Annotated in this window: 16 protein-coding genes and 1 pseudogene; 4 read left to right on the top strand and 13 right to left on the bottom strand. The window is 40.6% G+C overall.

Features of this window, described 5'->3' with window-relative positions:
• From ABF638_RS29270 to ABF638_RS29280, 3 genes and pseudogenes are all read right to left on the bottom strand, one after another.
• The coding region (locus ABF638_RS29270) for an nSTAND1 domain-containing NTPase (protein ID WP_435026382.1) at positions 1-3607 on the bottom strand (3607 nt) is incomplete at its 3' end.
• Complete coding sequence (locus tag ABF638_RS29275) at positions 3604-4974, bottom strand: P-loop NTPase fold protein (protein WP_435026383.1); 1371 nt, start codon at positions 4972-4974, stop codon at positions 3604-3606. The genes ABF638_RS29275 and ABF638_RS29270, both read right to left, overlap by 4 nt.
• Before the next feature lie 172 nt (positions 4975-5146).
• Positions 5147-5287 (bottom strand): annotated as a pseudogene (locus ABF638_RS29280) (IS982 family transposase); the annotation flags it as partial.
• 163 nt (positions 5288-5450) lie between these two features.
• Between ABF638_RS29280 and ABF638_RS29285 the strand changes: the two are divergent.
• Complete coding sequence (locus ABF638_RS29285; protein WP_435026384.1) at positions 5451-6509, top strand: tyrosine-type recombinase/integrase; 1059 nt, start codon at positions 5451-5453, stop codon at positions 6507-6509.
• Positions 6510-6653: 144 nt separating this feature from the next.
• On the opposite strand, the gene ABF638_RS29290 is transcribed toward ABF638_RS29285, so the two are convergent.
• From ABF638_RS29290 to ABF638_RS29300, 3 genes are all read right to left on the bottom strand, one after another.
• Complete coding sequence (locus tag ABF638_RS29290) at positions 6654-7769, bottom strand: HigA family addiction module antitoxin (RefSeq protein ID WP_435026385.1); 1116 nt, start codon at positions 7767-7769, stop codon at positions 6654-6656.
• Positions 7762-8097 carry a type II toxin-antitoxin system RelE/ParE family toxin gene (locus ABF638_RS29295; protein ID WP_435026386.1) on the bottom strand — a complete coding sequence of 112 codons (336 nt, stop codon included), beginning with the start codon at positions 8095-8097 and terminating at the stop codon, positions 7762-7764. Before ABF638_RS29295 ends, ABF638_RS29290 begins: the two co-directional genes overlap by 8 nt.
• Before the next feature lie 239 nt (positions 8098-8336).
• The gene (locus tag ABF638_RS29300; RefSeq protein WP_435026387.1) at positions 8337-8501 is read right to left on the bottom strand and encodes a hypothetical protein; all 165 of its coding nucleotides are present in this window, start codon (positions 8499-8501) and stop codon (positions 8337-8339) included.
• 38 nt (positions 8502-8539) lie between these two features.
• Here ABF638_RS29300 and ABF638_RS29305 point away from each other — a divergent pair, with 38 nt between their 5' ends.
• Complete coding sequence (locus ABF638_RS29305; RefSeq protein WP_435026388.1) at positions 8540-9124, top strand: hypothetical protein; 585 nt, start codon at positions 8540-8542, stop codon at positions 9122-9124.
• 147 nt (positions 9125-9271) lie between these two features.
• Here ABF638_RS29305 and ABF638_RS29310 read toward each other — a convergent pair whose 3' ends face one another.
• Both ABF638_RS29310 and ABF638_RS29315 read right to left on the bottom strand, forming a co-directional pair.
• The gene (locus tag ABF638_RS29310; protein WP_435026389.1) at positions 9272-11425 is read right to left on the bottom strand and encodes an NACHT domain-containing protein; all 2154 of its coding nucleotides are present in this window, start codon (positions 11423-11425) and stop codon (positions 9272-9274) included.
• Between the two features lie 180 nt (positions 11426-11605).
• Positions 11606-11731: a hypothetical protein gene (locus tag ABF638_RS29315; protein WP_435026390.1), complete on the bottom strand. Its 126-nt coding sequence runs from the start codon at positions 11729-11731 to the stop codon at positions 11606-11608.
• Between the two features lie 51 nt (positions 11732-11782).
• Here ABF638_RS29315 and ABF638_RS29320 point away from each other — a divergent pair, with 51 nt between their 5' ends.
• Positions 11783-12535 (top strand): ParA family protein, encoded by a 753-nt coding sequence (locus ABF638_RS29320; RefSeq protein WP_435026391.1) that lies wholly within the window; start codon positions 11783-11785, stop codon positions 12533-12535.
• Positions 12535-13500 carry a ParB/RepB/Spo0J family partition protein gene (locus tag ABF638_RS29325; RefSeq protein ID WP_435026393.1) on the top strand — a complete coding sequence of 322 codons (966 nt, stop codon included), beginning with the start codon at positions 12535-12537 and terminating at the stop codon, positions 13498-13500. The genes ABF638_RS29320 and ABF638_RS29325 overlap by 1 nt, the downstream gene beginning before the upstream one ends.
• A 142-nt stretch (positions 13501-13642) precedes the next feature.
• Here the strand turns inward: ABF638_RS29325 and ABF638_RS29330 are convergent, their stop codons facing one another.
• From ABF638_RS29330 to ABF638_RS29350, 5 genes are all read right to left on the bottom strand, one after another.
• Positions 13643-14821, bottom strand: coding sequence for a hypothetical protein (locus tag ABF638_RS29330; protein WP_435026395.1), 1179 nt, complete (start codon positions 14819-14821; stop codon positions 13643-13645).
• A gap of 93 nt (positions 14822-14914) precedes the next feature.
• Positions 14915-15790, bottom strand: coding sequence for a nucleotidyltransferase domain-containing protein (locus ABF638_RS29335; RefSeq protein WP_435026396.1), 876 nt, complete (start codon positions 15788-15790; stop codon positions 14915-14917).
• A gap of 38 nt (positions 15791-15828) precedes the next feature.
• Entirely contained in the window at positions 15829-16482 is a 654-nt protein-coding gene (locus ABF638_RS29340; RefSeq protein ID WP_435026397.1) for a Cap15 family CBASS effector, read from the bottom strand.
• A gap of 51 nt (positions 16483-16533) precedes the next feature.
• Positions 16534-18954 (bottom strand): CHAT domain-containing protein, encoded by a 2421-nt coding sequence (locus tag ABF638_RS29345; RefSeq protein ID WP_435026398.1) that lies wholly within the window; start codon positions 18952-18954, stop codon positions 16534-16536.
• A gap of 368 nt (positions 18955-19322) precedes the next feature.
• Positions 19323-21085, bottom strand: a 1763-nt coding sequence (locus tag ABF638_RS29350; RefSeq protein ID WP_435026399.1) for a pentapeptide repeat-containing protein, incomplete at its 5' end; no start/stop codon positions are given.

Genomic DNA, 21085 nt, shown 5'->3' on the forward strand with positions numbered 1-21085 from the left:
GTTCGGCTACCAGGTTGCCAGTCATGTCCCACACCCGCGCCGTGTTGTCCTCTGATGCGGTGACGATGCGCTCTCCATCCGGGCTAAAACTGGCGCTGGTGACATAACTTTTATGCCCTTGGAGTTCGGCTACCAGGTTGCCAGTCATGTCCCACACCCGCGCCGTCTTGTCCTCTGAGGCGGTGACGATGCGCTCTCCATCCGGGCTAAAACTGGCCCTGTTGACAGAACTTCTATGCCCTTGGAGTTTGGCTACCAGGTTGCCAGTCACGTCCCACACCCGCGCCGTCTTGTCCCATGAGGCGGTGACGATGCGCTCTCCATCCGGGCTAAAACTGGCGCTGTAGACATAACTTCTATGCCCTCGGAGTTCGGCTACCAGGTTGCCAGTCATGTCCCACACCCGCGCCGTCTTGTCCTCTGAGGCGGTGACGATGCGCTCTCCATCCGGGCTAAAACTGGCGCTGATGACAGAACTTCTATGCCCTTGGAGTTCGGCTACCAGGTTGCCAGTCATGTCCCACACCCGCGCCGTGTTGTCATAAGAGGCGGTGACAATGCGCTCTCCATCCGGGCTAAAACTGGCGCTGATGACTTCCCTTGTATGCCCTTCTAACCGATTTTGCTCGCGGATTTTGTAAAGAATAGTCTGTAAAGCTAAGAGTGGGCTCGTAGCTGGATATTTTTCTAAAGGGCGGCGATAAACCAGCGCTTTCAATTCTTGCCCAGCCCGTATGGCTGATAATAGCCCATCTATTTGTTGAAACTCAAATTGTCTTAAAGCATTTACTCCTGCCCGCTCTAATTTTGTACCTATTTGGGCTTCTTCCCGCGCTGTTTCTGCTTCCTTTAGCTGAACCTGCGCTTCTTCAATCTCTTGCTGAACCTTATCCCGTTGCGCTTGTGCTTCTCTTAAAATTTGCCTTTCCTTCTCAACATTTGCTTCTAATTCCTTCATCTGTTTTTCCAAATTTTGGCGTTTTTTTGTTTCTGCTTCCAGTTTCGTCCTTAAATCCTTTAATTCTGGTTCTTTTTGTTGGCGAATCAACACTGCCAAATAATCATGCACTAGCTGATAACGATCGTTTGGGCTTTCTTTAAGCCGCAACACCAAACCAGAGTCCACAAAAATCTTTAATATTAAATTTAATTTGCTGTCTTCGGTTTTTAAATTTATCGCTAATACCTTCAAATCTCTCTCTAGTTCATCCTCAGTTTTGAGAGGGCGAGTTCCTTTTTCATCCGTAAGCAAATACAGTACTAACTCAGCTACTTGCTGATTCTCAGCACCACAGTCTTTAACCACTTCTGCCAGGTAGCGCTTGACTAGTTCTTCTTTTTGACCACACTTTTGATACTCAGCAACTGTTGTAATATTCTCTGCTTGCAGCTGCGCTCCCACAATCTGCAATTCAATTGGTCGCACTTCCCCTAACTCACCTGCTAAATCCTGCACCAATTTCTTAACTAAAGCACACCCTAAGTGAAAATTAGAGCGCTCTGTTAATCGATGGATAATCGCTTTGGCATCTGCTGGTGAAAAATTTCCTAACGGGTAGAGTGTATTCTTGCTCAAAATGTCATTGCTGATAATTTCCATGCCGGGTAAACGATTGCACTCCAGCAAATAATGTAGGTAATCCTCCCGCAACGACAGGATGACCTTTACTGACAAAATTTTCAGACAGTCTGCCAGAAACTCAAAAAATCGCCGCCTTTCGATAGGAGCAGAATAGACAAAGAAGAATTCTTCAAACTGGTCAAAAATTAATACTATTCGCAGATTGGCTGACTCACTTTGCTTTATCTGTGCCAAGATAGCTGCTGTTGAATCCAAAGGAGCTGTTAACTGTATCCCATTTTTCTCCAGTGCTTCTGTTAACAACCTTCCCAACTCTGTAACCCAACTGGTGTAAACGCGTATTAAGACAGGCAAAACATCCTGAGTACCGATGGCTTTCTGCTTAAGCGCTGGTAACAATCCTCCATTTACTAGCGAACTTTTCCCTACTCCTGACTGCCCATGAATCACAATTAGCTTGTAATCATTGCGGCCAATCCGCTCAACCAAATTATTTACATCCAGCAGCCGACCAGAAGCATCAATTTCTTGAGCAACATTTTCCTGAGTTTCAACCTTCGTCAGTGCTAATTCTGCCTGTCGTCGTGGCTGGATTCGACCCGCGCCAACAAATGCGCGGAATCCATACTGCTGCTCTACTGATTGCTGCTCTAGTTTAATTTCAAAGGCTTTGAGATATTGTCTCTGCTTAAAGTAAAGCTTCTGCAAATTATTTAAAATATCAAGATATAAACAGGGGTTTTCTTCAGGATTGCCTACCTGTCTGGCTTGTTCTAAATTACTCACAGCCTCTTGAATTTGACCTAAATGTTGCTGTGCTTTTGCCAGGATAAATAAATATCGACTGTTGTTAAGTAGAATAACTTTTTCATTGACAGTCCGTGGATTATTTCGTGATTGGCTACTATGAATTATTGATAAATTTTCTAGAGATTTCCTCGCTAACGGCTCGGCATTATGCCAACGCTCCTGCGCTAGAGCTACTTCAGCAAGAAAGCCATAAATTATTGCTAATTTAAGCGGTTGCTCTTGAGTCTGGTGATGCTCTAAAGATTTCTGTCCAAGAGTTTCGAGTTGCTGCCATTCCTGCAAATCTTGAAGAATATCCCCAAACTTAAGAAGTAAATTTACACTTAAATCTGGATAGCTAAGCTGTTCAAATAGTTCAAAACATTGTTGAGCGTAATGCTTGGTTTGTTCTAGAACAAGGTCATTTTTTTCTCGATATCGAGGTGTTTTTACGTAATGGCAGAAGGCGATATCAATTAGTAATTTAACTTGTGGCTCTAAATGGTTAATTTGCTGCCAAAGTTCCAAGCTTTGTTTATAATGCTTCAAAGCAGCCTCTGTATTTCGATCTACATATTCGGTTTCGCCAAGTAAGGATTCTATAATTGCTTTAATTTCTAGGTCTAATACTTGCTCGCGCTTTTGTAAATCATGACAAGTTAGTTTTATTTCACGGCTAGCTTCTAGATCAAGGATTAAATTCCCCTCAAAAATTTGTTCAGCAGTTTGTCTGAGAAAGTCAATCAATTCGTCAGTGGCGATCGCAAATGCTGTAGTGATCGCCCAACTCTCGAAATCAGGAGCTAGCTGCATCAGCTTCTTCAAGACTTCATCGTTAACCCAGAGAACAAGTGGAAAATGAAAATTCTTCCGAAACTCCTCTCGCACTTGATTAGTTGTAGTTAACAAACGATCCAAGTCGTCCACAGATTCTAAGCCAAATATCATTAAAGCATCTGGCTGTTCTTCCCTGACTTCTGCCTGAATCTTGGCGTAAAGTGTCTTGTCTGATTTTTCTAGTTCAAGAATACGTATATTGACGCTCGTCAGTTCTTGCAAGCGTTCTGCCAGATGCGATCGCAACTTCCTATCGTTACAACGAGCCAAAAGCAGCTTGAATTGATCAACAGAAGTTTCTATTGCCCAAGCTAGTTCCTCTAAGGCATTCTCGTTGTTGGCAGCAATATCTACAGCTCTTTCTTGCCACCCTTCATCAAGCTGATTCATCTCACTCATGGCTGCAACTCTTTCGCATCTGCCAAAATCGGATTAATATCAAACCATAATAGGTTACTAATCCGATATTCAAAGACTAACCGACTACGAATAAGCTTTTGGTATCCTTGATCACCACTAACCTTTTTCTGTTGCTTAACTTTACGCAACAACTCCCAGTCATCATCATAAATAGTGATTGTCATCTCATTAAAGCGAGAACGAATTACATCTTCCAGAGTCTGGCGAGATAAAGGAGGGAATTTTCTTTCCTTTTGAATCCAGGTATTCAACAGTCTAAGCAAGTCTCGGACGTGCCCTCCACTAACACGGCACAGTTGGTCTAGGGTTTTAGGACTGTCAAATATTTCGGAAATTTTTTCTAAACGCTGCTTTTCGTCCAAATCTGGAAAAGCTCTCGCCAGCACCATCTGTCGTAGCAAAGCAATCCCCGGTTCATAGTCGCTACCATCCTGTTGGACAACTACCATTGGTAACACTTTAGGTTCTTCCGAAAATCGCTGCGTGAGGTTTCCATACTCATTTGAGAACTTTAGGGCTAAAGGCATTGTATAAACTACATGACAATTTAGCTTGGTTAAAGATTCACCCTGATCGACAAAAAGGTATTCTTGTTGTGGACGACCCCAAGGCTTTGGGCGACTGTCGATGCGGTCGAGGTTATCCACAATCACCACCAATCCTTTTTTGCCCTGTAGTTTCAGTTTGGCGATCGCAGGTTCTAGTAATTCTTTATTAATCGCTTCCAACAGTTCAGTTTTCTTTGGCCCCAGATGCTGGTTGAGTTTCTCCCGCAGGTTTTCATCATTTTTGACTCTGGTAATGATTTCACCAAAACCAAATGCAATAGTAAGCTTTTGGTTTTCTGAAGTGAAACCTAAATCCCCAAGTTTAAGAAGTCCAGGCACTTCGGGAGGCTTTACTCTCAAGCCTGTCACCTCGGAGTTTAAGACATTCCACACTCCCTGTAGCAACTTATTTAGCTTGCTGGGTTCCTCCAGTACAATTTTGTCCAAACTCTGACTGACGCGATATGCGATCGCTAGCAGAACATCTACAATATCGACATCTTCCATTTCTAAGTCTTCACTAGACTCAAAATAAACGACATGGAACCCTTCCTCTTCCAATTCTTTGTTGAGTCTTAATAACTCTGTAGATTTACCACAACCAATATGCCCAGTAAATAGAAAACAGGTGGGATCATCGGGTGAGAGAAAGGTGATATTGTACTTCAGTTCCTCGATAATCTCGCCACCTCGTACAGAGGAAAAGTCAATGTAATACTTCCTGTCTTCAGGGTTTGCTACGACCAACGTCTTACTAGGGTTAGTTGCCTGAAAAAATTTGCGTAAATCTATCGTCATGCCACGCCACTATAAGTTATGTTTTTAAGCTTTATTAAAAGGATACGCTTAACCAAGTAAGTTTTACGAAATTCAGTAGACCGAAAACTTTTGCGATGCCTTCTCTACGAGAGGCTACGCCCGCTGTTGGCGAAGCCCTCGCTAAAAAATAGCAGTGTACGCCTTATGTGAACTAAGCCACAGGATGCTGTTCAAAAGTAAGGACATCAATGCCAAAAGGCTGAAGCAGAAAAATACGCAGAGTATGACTGGTCATTTTAGCCGCAACATGGACGCAGATACCATCAACTTTCTTCCTCAGTAGACGTTCTAATAACGCCGGATTTTTTTATTAAAGTCTCCTAACTAAAACTGATGTCTGATATCAACCTTGATATCAAGACTCTACTAGATGCTAAGAGAGCGATCGCACTTTCAATATTCCAACGTGAGTTGAAGCGATCGCCGATATAGGCCATGCAGCTGGATAATGGTGTGTGGTATTGGAAACCGCCATTCTCGATACCGCAATCCTTGGTGCAGTCATGAGCAAAGATAGTGAATCCGTTGACTTAGTTATAGTCCAAAAATTAGAAAGTTCTCTCAGTGCGAAAATTGAGACATACTTTGCTGGCTCCATTGACTCTGACCCCGATGTGCTGGAGGAACTGCTTAAATCCAAAAATAGTGAGGGAACCCGTCGGGCTTACCGCAAAGATATCACGGATTTTTTTACTCGCATGACTGGGCAACGTCCTAACCGAGATTCTATTTTGGAGTTTTTACACCTGGACGGTCACAAAGCAACGCTGGTAGTGACTAAATATAGATCCACGCTTAATGAAGCTTCCCTAGCACCTAACACGATTAACCGCCGACTGGCTGCAATTAAATCTCTGGTTGCTTTTGGCCGAAAGCTGGGTGTGTGCAACTATGCTGTGGATGTGGACAGCATCCCAGTGCAGTCATACCGCGACACTAGCGGTTGTACAGGCGAGGAATTTTTGACAGTCATTAAGGGGTGCGATCTCTGTACAGTGGCAGGGAAACGGGACTATGCTTTGCTGCTGCTACTGTGGGGCAATGCTTTGAGGAGAAATGAGATTAGCACCTTGGACTTGAGACATTTTGTATGTTCTAAGGGGACGCTATCAATTTTGGGAAAGGGCAAGCAAGTACGAGTGACAGTCAATCTGCCAAAAGTCACTGTAATAGCGATTACTGACTGGCTGATTGCCCGTGGTGGCGATATGTCCTCGTCCCGCCCATTGTTTACCTCGGTTGATTTTCAAAATTCTGGTAACAGGTTAACTGGGGATGGCATTTATAAAATAGTCAAGCGCTTGTTTAAACGGGCTGGTGTTGAAAAACACATGAGTCCGCACCGTTGCCGCCACAGTGCTATCACTGCTGTACTTGAAAAGACTGATGGCAACGTCCGCAAAGCTCAGAAACTCAGCAGACACGCTAAATTAAACACGCTCCAAATTTACGACGATAACCGCAATCGCGATCAACTTGAGATGTCTGAATTATTAATGGATGGGTTGGATTGAAGTGGTTGCCACACCTGTTAGAAGAAGCTTGAAAAGTTGATTATGACGACATTTCTTCAAGCAGTTATTGTCCCTGAGTCGCAGTAAAAGCGATCCGCTCAAGAGGGCGGGAAATCAGACCAAACCAACCAAAAAAAATCCTTATTAATCTGGCGCTGGGTCTACTGCCCACTCAAATCGCTGCTTTAAGTCATTGCAGTGACTAGGTGGTAAAATTCCATCATGCTGAAGTCTGCCAACTACAATCCCCGGTGCAATGCCAATTTCAGCAGCAAACTGCTCAATGCACACTTTCGTGCGTTGTTGACCTGATGCTAGAAATCGCTTGAACTCAATAGGAGGGATAAGTATGTCCGCAGCGAATTTGTTTGCTTCTTCCTCCTTTTCTAAATCCTCAACAGCAGCAACACCTTTGCCTTCTAGGAATACATCACGCTTACCATGCAGCACAATATGACCAGATTCGTGGAAGAAAGCAAACCATAGATGGTCATCAGTTTTATGCCGCAGGCTGAGTTGAATCAGCGCCTTATGAGGATTTAACCAGCGTGTTGCACCACAGGCTCTTGTCTTGGGAAGTTCCGGTATAAAAACCACAGCCACACCTGTTTCAGCACATAGTTGCACTAATTCTGGTTGAAAAACCTCTGGTGGTTTCATCGTTAGAGTGCGGACTTGTAGCAATGCCTCCCTGAACTTCTTCGCATCATAGGTAGCACAAGGAATCTCAGCTGCTTCAATTTCTCCTTGACGCAGCCAAGCGGCCATTGCTCCAGGCTCACTTTGAAAAGCCTGCGATTTCCGAAAATCCACATGAGTACTACACCATATTCCCTCCCATTGTTCAGGGGAGGCGACGGCGAAAAAATTTAGCACTTCCCGCAATTGTTCAACTTTGTCCTGATAGCGCCGAATCCAGCCAGACTTAATCATGGCTGTAACAGGAATTCCTTTAAGCCATGCAACTTGCTTTTCTAAGCGCTGTTTTTCTTCCTGTTGCGCTAAAAATTCTCGGTATCGTCGTTCGTGGTTGTTCCAAAAACTAGCTGGGATATTAAATACACGCTCTAACTGCAATGCTGTTTCAGGAGTAATAGCAGCTTTGGCATTAATGATTTCGTTAATTGTTTTTTTAGGTCTCCCTGTACGTTCCGCCAGTTCTGCTTGGGACATACCCCGCTCTTCAAGGATTTCTTGAAGAGTCTCTCCAGGAGGAGAAACGTAATCTGGCGTGTATTGATTTTGGATTGTATTACTCATGAGTATCCTCCACGCCCAGTATTCTAACGGCAGTTACTTTATTCCAGTCGATGCCACCATCTGGTTTAGTAGGAATTGGTTCATCTGCTGGCTCAAATATTAGCCGATATGGATGATCCAAATCTAGCGATAACTGACCTGCGCGGTCTTGAAGCAATTCGTGACATCTTCCTGGAAGATTTCGCATATCTTCAAGTACGTTGGCATCACGTAAATTATCTAGTCGTCTTCGGATGCGTTTTGCTCTATCTGCACCATGATTTTTCTCTAGAAGCCTTTGGTTATTGCACTCTTTTTCAAATTTTCGATTACTAAACACAATATCCATTGTAGCAAGCTTCTACTAATATTGTTAACCCTTAAGGTTAATAACATTTTAGGCGCTGTCACTAAAAATGACAGCAATTACCCAAAAATTACCGTCAAGCTGCTCTATACTAGTACATTAGTTCTATATCGGCTTTATGCTCAAAATTTCAGCCTTTTCAACTGCTATTACCTTATTCCCGGATTCGGGAATAAAATCTTAGGCTTATAGCAATTGAAAAATTCGTGTTTGGGATTATCTTATCTATTAAAGAACAACCATTTCCACCATTTGTGATCGCCTAACTTTGCATATAGCACGGTAATCAGTGGAACCAAAGGTGGATAATTCAGTTGCCAGTGGACGACCTTCTCTTTTCCATCAATGGGAGCAGCAGTTAGATAGTTAAATGCTGGGGGCAACATAATAAATAGTTAAAAACTACAAGCAAGAGGTTTATTGTTTGGCAACTGTTAAAGATTCTTTGGTAATAGCTAATCCGTTGCCATCGGGTGATGGATACACATGGACTCTTGCCTCTCGGTTGGGTGAGATGATTTCGCACATTGAGGCACAGTTTGGTAAGCGCGATCGCTCTTGGACGATTCTGGGAATTGAGTTTTGTGAAAGCGGGCCCAAAACATGGTTTCCAGGAGACTGTGGGCATATTATAATTCAGCTTGGCTTGTCGGCAAAAGAAGATCCAGTTCAAGCATTGTTTCAACTAGCTCATGAATCTGTTCACCTTCTTGACCCTGTTGTTTCCGGTTTTGGAACTGTCTTAGAAGAAGGGCTAGCAACACTTTTCTCACTTGAGTACATAAAGCAATTTCATCCTAACTACACCACTTCTGATACGAAGTATGCAGATGCGGCAAGATTAACAGCACATTTGCTAGATATTACTCCAATGGCCATTAAGGAACTTCGCTCAAAAGGTATCAAGATTTCACAAATTACCGCCAGTCAGCTTTTGGCAGTTTGTCCTCAGTTGCCAAAGTCGATAGCTCTTGCTCTTGCTACACCTTTTGATAATTGGACAGAGTGAACATTCAAAATACTGTTCGCTATACGGCGGAGAACCCCAGGCGGTTTGAGCATTTTGATTGGCAGTGGGAACAGCCTTTTTGAGTGGATTTTCATCCACTAATATCATTGGCTGGCAAGATAGATATTAGGCTTGATGCCCAATTGTTCAATTACTCGGAACTAACAACATCCGCGCCTCAATTCCTTCCCAGGTTGTGGGCAACACTCTCACCGCCGCTTGTTTGCACTGGATAATGAGATGATTGGCGTAGAGATAATTTTCTAGTGCGTTTGCTTCTGACTCAGATAAATCGATCATTTCTAGGGTGAGATTGAAAGCATTTAGTAAGGTTTGTTGCAGGTGTTTAGCAAATGCCAGACGCACTTCATGGGGCTGTTTCTCATCAGGAATTGTAGCTTTAAGTGCTTCTAGTTGGGCGATCAGCACAGTAAAGTTGAGGTTATTGAAGATTTCTGATTTTTTTAGTTCATCAGTATATTTGATGGCGATGGCGATGGCGTTGGCGTTGGCGATAGCGATGGTGTTGGCGATGGCGATGGCATTGGTGATGGCATTGGCGTTGGCGATAGCATTGGCGTTGGCATTGGCGATGGCGTTGGCGTAGGTCTTGATGCTGGCGTAGGTCTTAGTACTGGTGATGGCGTTGGTGTAGGCATTGGCAATGGCGTTGGCAATGGCGATGGCGTTGGCGTAGGCTCTTGCGATCGCATCTGCACGTTTACGTACAGGTTTAAAATTACCTGCTGAACCAACTGTTACCTGTTCTGCCCAGTTTAATAATGCTTGCAACTTTGGGGTGTTGATGTACTTCTGTGCTTCTTTTTCCATCAGCAACAGCAAATCATCTGCACCACCCCGTATTAATCCAGCTACCAATAAAAACACCTCATTCCAGCGTTTATCTGTCAAGTGTTCAGTAACTAATTTTTCAAATTTACGAGGGTCATCAATATCAATAATGTGTTGCGCTGTCAAATATTCCTGTAGCGTCAAATGAGAGAAAGAAAATACATCCTCTGCTCGTTCTACCAAAATCCCTTGTTGAATAGCTATAGCGTCCAGAACTGCTTCACCATTTAAATGTTGAGGTGCATTCAAATTACTTGCCAAAAATGCTTTAATTTGTTGAACAACATCACGCTGAGAAAAGAACAGTCTGTCAGACTCGAAATTTGTGTAAGCAATCTCTGAGAGGAGTATTTCTTCTAATTCTGTATGCAGTCCTTGATATATTTCCTCTCGGTTAATTCGCTTTTCTGATGCCCATTCTTCTAGCAATATCCGCAGTGCTTTGCGGTAAAGAACACTACGATTATCAGGAAAGTTTTGGGAACGGTCATATACTAAACACAGGAATGTTAACAATAAAGGCGTGTGTGCCAATTCTTTAGCAGCAAAATGTTCTGGCTTTTGTAGCAACTCCCAACAATTATCGCCTGTCTTCGCCTGTTTATCTGCTTCGGAATGAAACCAGTTATAAATAAATTGCTGAATCTGGGCATCATCAAAATCTGCCATTGCTACATCGCTAAAGCGGCGAAAACTACTGCGATAAGCCGCAGTGCGACACGAGGCAATAAAGCGATTTTTATCGTAAGTATCAACAAAGTTTTGAATTCTACTAATCGCCTCATTTAATTTTTTTGTGGGTACTTCATCCAACCCATCTAGTAAAATTAGTAACTGACCTGATTCTAAAGCTTTTGCTGTAAATTTCTCAGGCTCTGGAAAACGACAAATACGAAACTCTTCAGTAATAATTTTTTCTATATCGATATCACTCGATTCAAATATTTTCAATTCTAGAAAAACGGGAATACGGGCGTGCTTAAATTCTCCTTTTTTACCTTTGAGCGCTTCCAGTGCCATCTTCCGTAGAAATGTAGACTTGCCAGCACCAGGGGCACCCAGTACCATCAAAAATTGCTTATCATTAGCAACTTTAATTCCTGCTTGTTTAGGGCTATCTTGAGAATTAAACCTGCGGCTATTAGCTTGGCGATAAAATTTTTCTAGGTTTTCGATAGATTCAAAACTACGGATGGCATCATTATCTAAAAATTGAACTGCTGTATAGACCGATTCTAACTTAACAGGTTCACGCATTCCCAAAACTTTGAGAATACCGTGTCGTTCTTCGTAGTTTTGAACATACTGCTTTGATGCACTAAAAATTGCTTTTTCCAACTTGTGTCCTAACATTCCCATAACCCTGCCGCCACCTGTCAAAAGTGACTGAAAAATAGGAACTGCTATACCGCTAACAACTGATATTGCCCAAGGTTCCATTCCTGTCATAGGATTACCAATAAATATATTTAAAATTTAAAGCATTGTTGTGTTACTTGGCTTTAAGTTCCGTTATGACAATTTCAGGCAATAGTTTTTTAGCATTGGTGAATTGATACATCATGAACGCCGTAAGACTGCCAATACCTCTGGAACCTCGTCCCCTTTCTGCTCAATCAAGTCCAATAGTTATTCTGGAGTCCAGGCATCTTCTTCAACTTTGGCGTTGGGATTTACAGCTTTCAAGGGCTTTGTTCTTCGGTTCAATTTCTGCACGGCTAACAGTCCAACTGCGATCGCGAGCGCTAATTTCACTCATTCAGGTTATGCTGGCAATCAAACTAGATGTAAAGTACCAGTAATTAAATGAGTCGGGTAATCGCACTCTTCAATCAAGCAGGAGGGGTTGGTAAAACGACCCTGACCATGAACCTGGGCTATCAACTGCTTTTACGGGGTCACAAAGTTCTTCTCATTGACCTCGACCCCCAGGCTTCCCTAACTTCTTTTATGGGTCTTGACCCAGAAAAACTAGACAAAACTCCTTTTGATGCGCTTATAAATGAGGAACCACTATTCATCCAGCAAAAACAACATGGAATGGATATAGCTCCTACTAATATCAACCTTAGCGTAGCTGAAATTCAACTCGTTAATATGGATTTTCGTGAAGTCCGGTTGAAAGAAGCTATTGAGCCAATTCGCAATAATTACGACTTTATCCTCATCGACTGCCCACCCAGTTTAGGGCTGTTAAGTTATAGCAGCCTTGTCGCTGCCAGTCACCTGCTCATTCCCATTGAAACCCACTACAAAGCTTTTCAGGGAACAAATCTACTGGTGCAAACTATAGCCCAAGTCAAAAAAAGAGGAAACCGCAACTTAAAAATAGCTGGGTTTATTCCTTCTCGCTATGCTGCTTCCAATTCCCAAGATCAACGCACCCTCAAAGCTATCTCAGAACAATTTTCCGACATCGCCCCCGTCTACGATCCAATTCCCAGGGCTACAGCTTTTGTAGATGCTTCTGAACAACAAGTACCCTTAGCTGTTTACGAACCAAAGCATCCAGTTCTAAAAGTATTAAACAAGATAGCAGAAAAAATGGAGCAATTATAATGGTTCGACCCCGCAAAACAGAGCAGCCTTACAAAGCTAAAGCGGACATCAGTTTGTTAATGGGTTCCGAACTGCCCTCGACAGAGCCGCAGATGTTGGCAATTGACTCTATCTCTCTACCTGAGAGTCAACCTCGCCGTTACTTCGACCCAGTAAAGATAGAGCAGTTAATTCAATCTATCAAAACTCATGGAATTTTGGAGAACCTACTTGTCCGTCCCCTCCCTAACCAAGAAAATCAGTACGAGTTGGTAGCAGGAGAAAGACGCTACCGAGCAGCTATCGCGGCTGAACTCAAGGAAGTTCCTGTTACTATTCGTGAACTCACCGAAGTACAAGCGCTGCAACTTGCCCTAGTTGAGAATCTGCTACGAGAAGACCTCAATCCAATAGAAGAGACAGAAGGCATACTGCAACTGCTGGCTATCCGGCTCTCCATGCCAGTAACCGATATCCCCAATCTACTTTACCGGATGCAACATGAAGCCAAAGGGAAAGTTGCCCAAAACGTTTTGGGCAATGAACAAGGACAGACAATAATGGCAGTTTTCGAGGAACTAGGAAAGCTAAGTTGGGAATCTTTTGTCTCCAGTCGTCTGCCACTGCTGAAGTTGCCAGCAGAGATTTTATCAGCACTGCGAGCCGGAAAAATTGCTTACACCAAAGCTCAACTGATTGCCAGAGTCAAAGACCAACAACAGAGACAATCATTGTTAGAAGAAGCGGTAGCCGCCGATTTGTCTTTACGTGAAATTCGAGAGCGAGTTAAAGCACTGCAACCTTCAACAGATTCAGAGTCGCCGCAAGCCACAATTCAAACTATTACCCGTCGCATCACTCAGTCAAAAGTTTGGGAAAATCCAAAAAAATGGAAACAAGTGCAGACACTCTTGAAAAGGCTGGAAGCCTTAGTTACAGATGAAAAAGATTTTGACCTAAATGAAAACAACGGGGTTGAATCATAAAGTAAGAGTTGCCCAAAACGTTTTGGGCAATAACAAAAGGCAGTAATAATAGCTATTTTTTAATAATTGGGAGGGGAGAGCAGTTGGACTAGCGAGCTAGCGAGCAGCCTGCTTATCGTAAGGAATTGAGTTATCCAAAAAGCTATTCAGGAAGTGATTTCAAAACTGTCGTAATCCAATTTGATAAAAGCGAGGATGTTGTGTGAGTAAACACTGTCTCACTTATATTCTTCAGCTTTTCTAAAACTCCTGGCTCTGACTTTTGAATATCAACAAGTTTTTCAAAAATGGAATTTCTATCAGTTTCTTCTATGCCATCAAAGGCTCTTCTTATTACAAACTTGAGTGCTTCTTGCACAGACAAGGAAGTTTTACTTGTACTTATCTTACTCAACATTGCTTGAAGGTCATTGTTAAGAGTAAGGCTATCGCCAATTGCTTTCTTTAGCCAAGATACCTCATCCTCTAGAAACTCGATTCTGTTTCTATAGCCATACCTTTCAGTATGAAGTAACTCTGTTGTGTGCTTTAGCTCCATCTTAGCCATATCAAGCTTGTGCTTAAGTTCTAATGCTTGAACCATAGAAGGGAGTAGTTTTGAGGGGTCTTGCTCTTCTAAAACGACCTGACCGTATTGGTAAAGAGCATCATTGATTTCACCTTTATCTCCAGCATCCATTTCAATAACAAAGGTTATCTCATCATCTTTTTGTTCAGTTTTCACCACAATATTTTTATCTTTATATTTTTGCTCTACAATGCGGCCAAAATAATTCAGTACTGAAAGAACAACCTGTTTGTGTTCAGATTTTGGCTTGATAGTACGAACAATAGTTGATCGAACTGCCGAAAACTCTGAATAGCGAGTAATTGATTCAATCTCTTCCAAAACTTGCTGTGCTATTTGAATAAAATAACGGGAGTGTTCACTATCCTCCACTCCCATTTCTCTTAAATCCTGCCGGATAATCGTGAGGCTCTTATCTTCGGTAGATATTTTTGTGTTGGGCTTCTCAAGAAATTTTGCTTCTTTAGGGCCAATTCTCATTCTTGTAGTCAGTCTTGCCAATTGTCCCTTAAGTGCAATAGCTTCAGCGGCGAACCATTCACTTGAGCGCTCACCAGTGCTAGCTTGCTCAAGATAAAGTTGTACGTTTTCAGCGGACTTGATAGCATCGTGTAAAATTTTCTGCTCAATATTGTTGAGTGTAATTTCTGATGAAGCCATAGAAAGAGCTTCAACTAATAGCCCAGCAAGCCTGTAAGCTCGTTCAAGATTAGCACGGCTTGTTCCTCCGTGTTTATTATCAAAGTTCCACATCTTAGCTAGATATCTCTGACTCAGTTTTTACCCACGATAAGCGAGACATTTATTGTTTAACCCCTAGTAACATGGGGTAAATGAATTTTACCATCAGGCATTCCAAATATCTATTAACTTTGCCACGTAATTACGGGCATCACTAATATTCCATTGAACTGTTGAATTACCGAATAAGTAATTCATTTCATTTTGGCATACAAACCTTTGCCAGTTACCGTTATTTAGTTCGTTATTCAACCAACTTAATGAATTTGCAAATATCGATTGAAAGCTAACATCAAATTTGCTAGTGGGAACATTGTAAAGTAGGCACTCAATCAAGTAAGATGGAAATTGTTTTGGGAATAGAAGACTCGTAGCTATTCGACTTCGAGCATTCTTGAAAACCCTAACAGTAGGCTTATACCATCCGTATGTTTGTTGCTCAGAGTTTTTTCTTGTACCATTTTTATAATGCAGTTTGGGGAAGTTGCAGATTTGCTGTCCTTCCGAAACTGTCCAGAAAGTCATTCCTTCTACTACTAGCCTCATGTTTTCGTAATGTTTATAAGTTACTGCCACAACCACATCTGCTTTGATCCGTACACCACTGGGCAATAACTTGATTGATTTACTGCCTGATGTGTCAACATACTGAGAACCATAATAATTAGAGAGAGCAGCAATCACATCTTTCCGAAACTCATACCAACTATAAGAAGCAGGTGTTATTCCTAATTGAGTTTTCTCTGCTTCTGTCAGATTCGAGTAGAAAACAGAAGTAAGTTCTACCACAAGATCCACATCGCTATCACCGCGAACATTAGTTGAATTCCTGTATGAACCTTGCAAGTAAGCGTCGTAGCGAACACCAGAAACCCACTGATAATTACTCAATGCGTTCCTAATAGATGTATGAGTCTGCTGAGATGATACCGTTGCCCCTTGATTTGACCATGTTTGAAGTTGAGATTCAGAAATAACCATGCTGTATAGCTTGCTTAGAAGTAGAAAGAGAAGGATAACTAAGGTTGTTGTGTTGAAGGAGATGCAACTCTTCTCAAAGCTTCTTCTCGTGTTAGATACTCACGAGAAATAAATTTGAATTCCATAGTTCCAAGATTCTGCCTACCACGCCCAGTGAAGTAATCTCCTGCCAACTCTTTTCCATCTGGTGATAGTTGTAAATTAGCTGTTCCTCTATGAGCGTTCATTGTATTAACACTCAATGCTGATGGTTCGTTCATATACTCGTATTTCAAGCTTGGCTCAGAAGAATTATGCGTATTAACTGATGCCATAATAGAATATGAACTGGAGTTTTGTGTAACCAATCGTACATTAATACATGTCCAAGTTTGTCGAATATATAAAATTATTCCTGGGACATCAGTACCACCGCCATAAGATGAATGAATAACCCCTACCCATGTACCTTGAAGATTGGGAATAGATGAGAAAGATATAAATTTAAATTTTTGACACCATAAAAACTTATCAAACCATTGGTAAATTAAACCGTAAAAGCCCATTACTGAGGGAGCATCAATCCACCAAGGAACTTCTAATTTCATATTCTTCACAATAGAACTGAGAAGCAGTGCAGCAGCTACAGCAAAAAATGCCAACCAAACTGGAATTGATTCTCGCTCTGAAGTATCTGTTGCATAAGCGTGCATAAGATTTTAACTCCATTAGAATGTCATAAAAAATTTTTCAAAATTTTATTATCAAAGTACACGAAATACTGATTTACCTTGAAAAAAAACTGTAATAGGTCCATCCTCAGATACTACAAAGGCGATTGCCTTTGTTTCCTTAGTCATCTTTTGTGCCGAGAGATGCCTTGTACCCGTACCAGGTATTGGTATTACATAAGTTGATGCTTGAGGTGCAAATGCAGCTTTGATAGCAAGAGTATGTCCGTTTCGATCAAGGATGACGGCATTATCTCCAGCTATACGATCCAGATATTCTTTATTACCACAATCCATGATTGTCTTCTCCTTTAAATCCAGCAAATCCTCTATATAACCGGGGTGACACCGCTCTAGAACTCCTTGTCCATCCAACTGAATTACTAATGTCAGTCCCCGCGTCAACTCTGAAGCAGCTATACACTTTTGAAAAGTATTGAACAAAATATTTTCGTCGAAAGATGATAACTGAGCCAATTCATTAATTTTCAATTTATAATATTTAAAATCTATAAACCTCCATTCGCCATCACGAAATTCTGCCAATTGTTCTCCTTTTGCAATAATTTTAACTCTTGAATCCCCAGGCAATATTAATGCACAACCAGATTCTCGAATCAGAAATTGAACACGATTCCACCGGGGATATCCGAAATCATCTATATCTTGAATTGCTTCACTATCAAGTGAACCCAAATCTTGTACAAAGGCTTTATATAGCTTTTTCTTCTTATCTGTTATTAAAAAAACAAAGGTTTTATCTTCACCATTCACATTTAAAGCTTTTTCAATTAGCGTCTTGATATCACTGTCAAAAAAATTTTCTCCGAGTGATTGAACAATATTATTTTTGTATTGTTCAAAATAACTGTTTTCAGAATCATCAGTTTTTAATATTAGTGAGGTTGATATAGTTTTTCGCTCATTTCGTCGTTGACTTAATATTCTCGCTAATTCTGTAAGCTTCAAAAATAAGTCTTTATCAAGATTAGAACTTATAATCTCTTTAATTAGTTTAATTCCTATACTTATATTGTTAAAAATTTTATACGCTAGAATGATATCAACTGAAGACAATCCTTTAGTAAGATATTTCAAGTCACCTAAATCCAGTAGCTCCGAAATTTTAGAATCAAGATAACTTGGTCTGACAAGGCTTTCTTCAAGCTTCTGTAAGGTTTTATCAAATTCCTTGCTATCTGCTGCATATCTGAGGGATGGGTCTTCAATCTCAACTCTACATAGGGATGCATTTGATTGATATAAGGTTAAGCCGAAACTCTCAGGAACACTATACCCATTTATGAATAGAAATCTACGAATCTGGCTAATGCTTTCTTCAACCGTAAAGCCATGCCTCAGCAAATATTTATAGAAGTTTGCTAGAATTGCGTGACTGGTTGAATCCATCACCCGAAAGTTAAGTGCAATAACGTCATTTATCCCACCAGCATGAAGTAACTGCGCGACTCCTGAAAAAGTTGAGTTCTCGCCTCCAAAAGCTCCATAACAAGTGCTAATTACAGCAATTTGTATAGAATCTTTAGCTTCTTGAATAATGGATGCTAATCGATAAGAATTGACATAATCTGGCTGTTTAGGATTATTGTAATAAGCAAGAACAACAAATCCAAAATTTTCTTTTCTGTTGTATCCTCCATGACAAGATAAATGTAAAATATGAGGGCGAAAACTTAAAAGTCGCTCCCTCAGACTATTACTACTAGCATTAGATAAAATATCAAGCTTCACATCGCTTAGAACTGGAGACTCATGTAAGACAAAATCTAATAACCTTGCTTCTGTGCTGAAATCCAGATACTGCGTTGTTGGGTTGGCAGTTGCAAATAATATACGGATTTCATCATCTCCAAGAGGTTTCTTGGGTATAAATTCTTGTCTATTAAATAAGTGTAAGGCTCTACAAAAGCGTAATTTTGGATGAAAACAAAGAAACTGAGGAAAAGAGCCAGATTTGTTGTCACACATCAACTCCCAAGGCAACATTGCTAGTTCTGGAATGGATGTTGAGATTGTTAGACGTAGTATTTTTCCCTGGTTACTCAACTCTCGAAATAAGTCTCGAATGGAGCCATGAATAGCAAAGTCAAAAAGTTTGATTCCAAATTCCATGCATTCCACTAGCTTTGCTTGATTCCTTTCAAGCTTATTCACTATTTCTAGTACTGCTTTTGCAGAAAATGGAAAGGCAACTTCTTCTACAACACTTGAGTTGGCAATAGCAATATATCCAGGTTCTATATAGAAACTATTCTCTTTAGATTGGTTGGAGGATATAGTATCTCTATAACGTGCAGTTTGCTCTCGACCTTCTCCGGCAATCACAAAAGATGGTAGACCTTCATCTTTGAAAGGTTCATATCCAGGTGAACGGGTCAGGAAAATTTGCAAATCTAGGACTTCTTCTGTATTACGTTTACCTTTGTTATTCATGAGGTGGTAGTTTCTTCGTACCTATGCATTACACATATTGGAATTCTCATATACTACAAATAAAATTCTTCCACACGTATTAAGAAAGGAAAGGAGCCAGAAACTTTGTGAGTACAAATATCTATCATTTACAATACTAAAAAGTACAATTATGTAAAAATTCTCCAGAGAAATGGTAGTTTTAAAGCTTAAAGGAGAATTAAAATACTAAACAGATAGCTACTACAAGGACATCCAACGAGGTATAGATGCTGTTGACGAAATATTTCTTAAGACTAGAAACCCCTACGGTATTGTGAAAGCCCTAAACCAAAGTTTTTTTTTAAACCACCTTTTCAATGAATTCGCAAACGGGATCGAGATATAGCTCAATGGTTTGTAAGTATTTTTAAAGCTTCCAAATCAATTATGCTCTTGCTTATCCATCGAGGACGTAAAGGTCCGCAAACTCCAACCTTTTCTTCATTAGGTAATGGCATAAATTCTCGGATATCTCCATCCTGTGATACAACAAAAGCAGCTATTTCTGGTACACTAGCACATAGCCTAGCAGCTGAACGATGCCGTGTACCAAATTGCTTCATATTCCATTTTCCATTTGGCTCTAAATGAGATGAATTGGAATTTAACTCTACATAAAGCTCTGATTTGTCGGTCGCAATGTTTTGGGTTTCTCCTCCAAAGCCTAGTAAGCGCAACCGTCGATCCAGTACAACGCAACCATCAATTGTAGACAACTGTGCTACTACACGTGCCATATCAAATAATTGCTGGCATCGAAACTCAATTTTGTCATTACTGTTATACAGATCTAAAATATGTTGTCCTAAATTAGGCTCTCCTGTTTCATGTTTAATATCTATCAAGCTCTTTATCCTATCCCATGACGATTTTGAATCTTGAGAAGACTCTGGTGGCAGAATAACAAATGTACCTCCGTGACCAAACTCTACAGCTAAGTTAAAAATATAACTCCAAACTCCTCGGATTATCTCAACTAGCCAAGGTTGAGCTTTACTGTCTCCTATAAGAGCTTCTGCTATACTGAAAAATGTTTTATTAGCAACTGGATTTAAGGTTGGGTCATAATTAAGCTGGACTCTTCCGTGACGGAATGTTAAATGTGTTACTAATTCCGATAGAGGATAGTATAATACATTCAATACACCCGGACCTTCAATATTTAAAGTGAGTCCGAAAAAATGCTTACTAGCTATATTTTGAAGATAAGTAGACCGAACGTTGAAATTCTCTATTCTGATAATTCCATCGGCCCAAAGGCTTGACTCTCTTTCTCGAACAATTAGCCCATAAGGTTTTGGTGGAATACCTGAGCTAATACGATGAAGAGTAAACTCGTCCTCTGATAAGTTAATAGGTTTCTGAAAGCGCATTCCTAGTTTCAATTGTTGGAAGTCATCAAATTCTGATGTGGGAACATATATTTGAAATCGAGGATATCTAGCTTCCTCCTTTTTTAAACTAACTTGAAAAGCTAAGTTTACCAAGTTAGTTAAACCTTGAGATGATAAAGCTAGTAATTGCACTTTGTCTTCTATTTTTTGAAGTATCTCAGTTAATTTTTGTGGGCCATGTATTTCTTTAAAAGTATTTTCTTTAGTAACCTGATTTAATATTTTTTCAACTTCTTGAATTTTTTTATATCCTTCAGCTTCCAAGACATCAATCTTATAAATAGAATTTACTTTTGGCAAACCATAATTTATTTCAAAAAATGAAGATGATCCCGGTATATGGACATTATTTAATTCGGCTCTAATCAGATTGGCTTTTAGAATAATAGATTCTTTTAAAAAGACATGATTGAGTTTGGCATCCGTTAGGATAGCTCTAAAAAGATTGCCTCCTTTTATGTAAACGTCATCCAGTTTTGCTCCAGTCAAATTTGCTTCTTCTAAACTAACTTCTTCTAAAAAAGTTTTATGGAGTTTAGCGTTCGTTAGGATGGCTCTAAAAAGATTGCCTCCTTTTATATAAACGTCATCCAGTTCGACTCCAGTCAAATTTGCTTCTTCTAAACTGATTTCTTGTGAGAAAACTTTATGGAGTTTAGCATTCGTTAGGATGGCTCTAAAAAGATTGCCTCCTTTTATATAAACGTCATCCAGTT

This window comes from Nostoc sp. CALU 1950, from assembly GCF_051172895.1.
GTDB lineage: Bacteria > Cyanobacteriota > Cyanobacteriia > Cyanobacteriales > Nostocaceae > Nostoc > Nostoc edaphicum_A.

Bases quoted from the DNA above. Each gene is read 5' to 3' on its own strand.
- ABF638_RS29275 (WP_435026383.1), bottom strand. From the start codon at position 4,974: ATGACGATAGATTTACGCAAATTTTTTCAGGCAACTAACCCTAGTAAG.
- ABF638_RS29290 (WP_435026385.1), bottom strand. From the start codon at position 7,769: ATGAGTAATACAATCCAAAATCAATACACGCCAGATTACGTTTCTCCT.
- ABF638_RS29295 (WP_435026386.1), bottom strand. From the start codon at position 8,097: ATGGATATTGTGTTTAGTAATCGAAAATTTGAAAAAGAGTGCAATAAC.
- ABF638_RS29300 (WP_435026387.1), bottom strand. From the start codon at position 8,501: ATGTTGCCCCCAGCATTTAACTATCTAACTGCTGCTCCCATTGATGGA.
- ABF638_RS29310 (WP_435026389.1), bottom strand. From the start codon at position 11,425: ATGACAGGAATGGAACCTTGGGCAATATCAGTTGTTAGCGGTATAGCA.
- ABF638_RS29320 (WP_435026391.1), top strand. From the start codon at position 11,783: ATGAGTCGGGTAATCGCACTCTTCAATCAAGCAGGAGGGGTTGGTAAA.
- ABF638_RS29325 (WP_435026393.1), top strand. From the start codon at position 12,535: ATGGTTCGACCCCGCAAAACAGAGCAGCCTTACAAAGCTAAAGCGGAC.
- ABF638_RS29330 (WP_435026395.1), bottom strand. From the start codon at position 14,821: ATGTGGAACTTTGATAATAAACACGGAGGAACAAGCCGTGCTAATCTT.
- ABF638_RS29335 (WP_435026396.1), bottom strand. From the start codon at position 15,790: ATGGTTATTTCTGAATCTCAACTTCAAACATGGTCAAATCAAGGGGCA.
- ABF638_RS29340 (WP_435026397.1), bottom strand. From the start codon at position 16,482: ATGCACGCTTATGCAACAGATACTTCAGAGCGAGAATCAATTCCAGTT.
- ABF638_RS29345 (WP_435026398.1), bottom strand. From the start codon at position 18,954: ATGAATAACAAAGGTAAACGTAATACAGAAGAAGTCCTAGATTTGCAA.